This window comes from uncultured Georgenia sp. (genome assembly GCF_937958535.1).
Classification (GTDB): Bacteria; Actinomycetota; Actinomycetes; order Actinomycetales; family Actinomycetaceae; genus Oceanitalea.
Genome location: NZ_CALGNQ010000064.1, coordinates 1 through 3,961, shown reverse-complemented (window position 1 = coordinate 3,961; position 3,961 = coordinate 1). Strand labels below are relative to the sequence as shown.

Sequence of the window (3,961 nt, the reverse complement as noted above, 5' to 3'; positions counted from 1 at the left end):
TCGAGGCGCTGAGCCGGCGGGCCGATGCCCTGGAGAAGGAGATCACCGTGCTGGTCGGCCAGCAGGCACCACAGCTGCTGGAGCTGCCCGGCTGCGGGGTGCTGACCGCAGCCAAGATCGTCGGCGAGACGGCCGGGATCGACAGGTTCGCCCACGAGGCGAAGTACGCCATGCACGCCGGGGTGGCGCCCATCCCGGTGTGGTCCGGACGCACCCATGGCCGGGTGCGGATGAGCAAGTCCGGCAACCGACAGCTCAACGCCGCCCTGCACCGCATCGCCATCACCCAGGTCCGCCTCGGCGGCATGGGACGGGCCTACTACGACAAGCGACTCGCCGCCGGCGACACCCGCACCGAAGCCTTGCGCTGCCTCAAACGACGACTCGCCCGAGTCGTGTTCAACACCCTGAAGAACGACCACTCAACCGCCGCCGCACCCGCCTACGCGGCAGCGGCTTGACATAGGAGTAACTCATGGCACCCCAGCGTGGCAGAACCATCCGGGCGTTCGTCGGCGGGCTGCTCACGGCCAACAGCCTCGGCCATCTGGCGACCGCCGCCGCCGGCAAGGAGCACCTCACCCCGCTGGCCGGCCGCGGCTCCGGGCCCGCCGTCAACGCCGCCTGGGGAGCGCTCAACCTCGTCGGCGGACTCGTGCTCACCCGCTCCGCCGCGCGGCGGGGCCGCCGCTGGGGCCCGGAGCTGGACGCCTTCGGTGCCGGCGCGGCCGTCTTCGCGGCGTGGATGGCGGTGAGCAACCGGCTGCTCGGGACCAACGTCGACCGACCCGTGGGCTGAGGCCTCAGGGCCGCCAGACTCGCACGGTGGACGAGGCGAGGTGGAGCGTCACGGAGGCCGGACCGAGGACGGGGAGCAGCTCGACGGCGACCGCACGGGCGGTGAAGGTCTCCGCTCCCGGCGGCCCCGCGGTCTCCTGGCTGTTGACGGTGATCGTCAGCAGCTGGGAGAGCAGGGGTTCGAGCACCGGCAGGAGCGTCCCCGTCACCGTGCCCACGAGCGCCTCGACCCCGACGCTGAAGACGAGGTCGGAGGCAGCGGCCTCGGTGTCGGCCTCCACCCACGCCTCGCCACCACCCTGGGTGTCGACCTGGATGTTGAAGGAGCTCGTGCCGAAGGTCGCGTCGACGTATGCCTGGTCGGTCCAGGACGCGAGCGTGACAGCGGCACCGACGCCGAGGACGAGGCCGCCTGCGAGGACGGCCTTGACCTTGCCGGAGTGAACAGCGGAGAGGGGGTGGGCCATGGGGGAGCCTTCCGTCGTGGGGATGGTCGCGCGCGCCGCGCCTGCAGCTCCCCCTGCTCCCCCTCGCTGACGGCGTCGGCTCGGCGCTGAGGACGGCCGGTCTGCCTCGCGGGCATCTGGGCGACACCTGCAGTTCAGACTCGGGCCGAGGGGGAATCATATACGAACATCCCGACGTGCTGTCGAGTCCGCAGGCGTCAGCGCTTGGCGACGAAGTACACGGCAAAGGGGTTCGTCTCGAGGCGATGGGTCGTGACGGAGCTGAACCCCGCCTCACCGAGCATCTGCTCGGCGAGCTCCACGCCCCAGGCAGCACCGAGCCCCGCCCCGCCCTGCGCGAGCGAGACGGACAGGCAGTGCACGGTGGAGATGCCGTAGAGGAACGCGGCGTACGGCAGGTCGACGTTCTGCTCCAGCCGGCTGGAGGCGGCGATGTCGGCCATGAGGAACGTGCCGCCGGGGCGTAGGCTACGTGCCACGTTGGCCAAGACCCGTGCCGGGGCGGCCTGGTCGTGGATGGAGTCGAACGCCGTCACCAGGTCGTACCGCGCCCGCTGCGTGAGGTCGGCCACGTCATGGATGACGAAGGTCGCGTTCTGCAGCGCCCAGGACTCCGCCTCCGCCCGGGCGGCGGTGATCGCCTCCTCCTCGAGGTCGACCCCGGTGAACCTGCTCCGCGGGAAGGCCCGGGCCATGAGGTTCACCGCGTGCCCCTGACCGCAGCCGATGTCGACGACGTCGATTCCGGAGCGCAGCCGGTCGACCTCCCCGGTGAGGGGCAGGACGACGTCGATGAGCAGCGCGTCCTGGACCGGGCCGGTGTCGTCGGCCTGCAGTGCGTGGAAGCCGGGGTAGTCGGCGTATCGCAGCCCGCCCCCGGTTCGGAAGGCCCGAGTCACCGCCGGGGCGGCGCGGCCCATGAGCGCGATGTTGCGCATCATCCGCGCGAGATTGTCCGGACCGGGCCCGCTGAGGAACGGTGCGTGGTCCGGGCGCAGTGCGTAGGTTCCTGCTGCCGGGTCGTAGGCGACGAAGCCGGCGGAGACGACCCCGCCCAGCCACTCCCGGACGTAGCGTTCGTCCAGACCCGCCGCGTCGGCCACCTGGCTGCTCGTCGCAGGTGGCAGCCCGGCCAGGGTGTCGAAGAGCCCGGTGTCGTGGCCGATGCCCGTGAGGATCGCGGTCGCACCGTCGTCGAGCACCTGCAGGAGGCGGCCGAGCACCCGGGCGCCCGCGTCGTCCGTCTCCGGCGCGGTCGGGACCCGGTGGGTGTCCTGTGTCGTGGTCATGGTCTGCTCCCTGTTCGGTACGGGCGGCTTCCCGTGCCGACGACGCTAGGGAGCCGGGTGCCCGCCCCTCATCGGGCAGACCGTGCATCACGTGGACGTGTGGGTGGGGCGTTCGCCGCACGATGTGCACCGGTCAACCACCGGTGAGGCCGTGCGCGTGAGCCCAGGCGCCGGCCGCAGTGCGTGAGGAGACGCCGATCTTGAGGAAGATGTTGGCCAGGTGTCGGCCGACCGTCTTCTCGCTGATGTACAGCCGGGCGGCCACCTCGCGGTTGCTCCCGCCCGCGGCCACGCACACGAGCACCTCGGCCTCGCGGGCGGTGAGCCCGGCGGGGAGCTGGTCCGGTCGCTGCCCGGCGTCGAGGCGGGCGACGTCCGGCGCGGCGCCGAGACGGGCGTAGATGGCACGGGCGGTGGCGGCAGCGGCCGCGCCGGCGGCGCGCGCCCCCAGCGCGGCGTGCGCGGCGGCCAGCTGTTCGTGAACCTGCGCCATGGCGTAGCGGTAGCGCTGCTCGCGGTAGGTCTCCAGCGCCGTCTCGAGGTGGGGCACCGCCGCGGCGGGCTGGGAGCGCGCGAGGAGGACGGCCGCCCGGGCCTGCGCCGCCCGGGCGGTGAGCCCCGGGCTCGCGAAGTACGCGGCGACGGCGTCGAGGTCTGCGGTGAGGTGCTCGGCCAGGCCGAGGTCCCCGGCGGTGATGGCGCACCGCACGGCCGGCAGCAGCAGCCGGGCGCCGTCGAGCCGTCCGGCGGCGGCGACGGCGCCGAGCAGGCTCTCCAGCGCCTCGGCCACATGTCCTTCGGTGAGGAGCAGCTCGGCCTCACCGGGCTGCGGCTCCACCCCGACCGCCCGCGCACGCGCGTAGGCGCGCCGGGCACCCGGGGCGTCGCCCCGCAGCCGGCGGATGTCGCCGAGCTCGACGAACCCGCTGCCGGCCACCCAGCTGTGTGCGGTCGCGAGGCGCTCGCTGAGCTCGGCGACCTCCGCCTCGACGGCGTCCCAGTCCCCCTCGGCCGCGAGCAGCTGCAGCTGGTGCACCCGGGTGACCCCGGCGTAGACCAGGTCGTCGGGGAAGGGGCGCGCCCACCGGGCCATGGCGTCGGTCCAGGCACGCATCCGCGTCAGGTCCGCCAGGCCCTCGCAGGCGTGGACGACCGCACAGTAGATGTCGCCCGCCCACAGCGGGTCCACCTGACCGGCCAGGACGGGGAGCATCGCCTCGTCGAGAGCGGCGAAGCCGTCGGCGACCCGACCGTCCCGGATCGCGGCCACCCCGTGCAGCACCCGGGCGAAGCAGCCGAGCGTGGGGTCGCCGAGCTCTGCGGCGAGGGTGGCGACGTCCTCGGCGGCGGCGGCCGTCGACCGCGCGTCACCGTCGATCTGCGGCGCCAAAAGGACCGCGGTGTAGC

5 protein-coding genes are annotated in these 3,961 nt (G+C 73.4%); 2 read left to right on the top strand and 3 right to left on the bottom strand.

The genetic code is table 11. From position 1 onward, the window contains the following. A partial coding sequence (locus tag Q0195_RS03905; RefSeq protein ID WP_299274833.1) for a transposase occupies nucleotides 1-461 on the top strand: 461 nt, incomplete at its 5' end. A 14-nt stretch (nucleotides 462-475) separates the two neighbouring features. After that, nucleotides 476-799: a hypothetical protein gene (locus tag Q0195_RS03900; protein ID WP_299274831.1), complete on the top strand. Its 324-nt coding sequence runs from the start codon at nucleotides 476-478 to the stop codon at nucleotides 797-799. A gap of 4 nt (nucleotides 800-803) precedes the next feature. Here Q0195_RS03900 and Q0195_RS03895 read toward each other — a convergent pair whose 3' ends face one another. The 3 genes from Q0195_RS03895 to Q0195_RS03885 form a co-directional block, all read right to left on the bottom strand. Continuing rightward, a complete protein-coding gene (locus tag Q0195_RS03895) occupies nucleotides 804-1,265 on the bottom strand; it encodes a SipW-dependent-type signal peptide-containing protein (protein WP_299274828.1) in 462 nt (153 codons plus the stop codon). Nucleotides 1,266-1,462: 197 nt separating this feature from the next. Next, on the bottom strand, nucleotides 1,463-2,554 hold the full coding sequence (locus Q0195_RS03890; protein WP_299274825.1) for a class I SAM-dependent methyltransferase: 1,092 nt from the start codon (nucleotides 2,552-2,554) through the stop codon (nucleotides 1,463-1,465). Between the two features lie 133 nt (nucleotides 2,555-2,687). After that, a partial coding sequence (locus tag Q0195_RS03885) for a helix-turn-helix transcriptional regulator (protein ID WP_299274822.1) occupies nucleotides 2,688-3,961 on the bottom strand: 1,274 nt, incomplete at its 5' end.

Coding starts and splice junctions, on each gene's coding strand:
- Q0195_RS03890 (WP_299274825.1), bottom strand. CDS start 2,554: ATGACCACGACACAGGACACCCACCGGGTCCCGACCGCGCCGGAGACG.
- Q0195_RS03895 (WP_299274828.1), bottom strand. CDS start 1,265: ATGGCCCACCCCCTCTCCGCTGTTCACTCCGGCAAGGTCAAGGCCGTC.
- Q0195_RS03900 (WP_299274831.1), top strand. CDS start 476: ATGGCACCCCAGCGTGGCAGAACCATCCGGGCGTTCGTCGGCGGGCTG.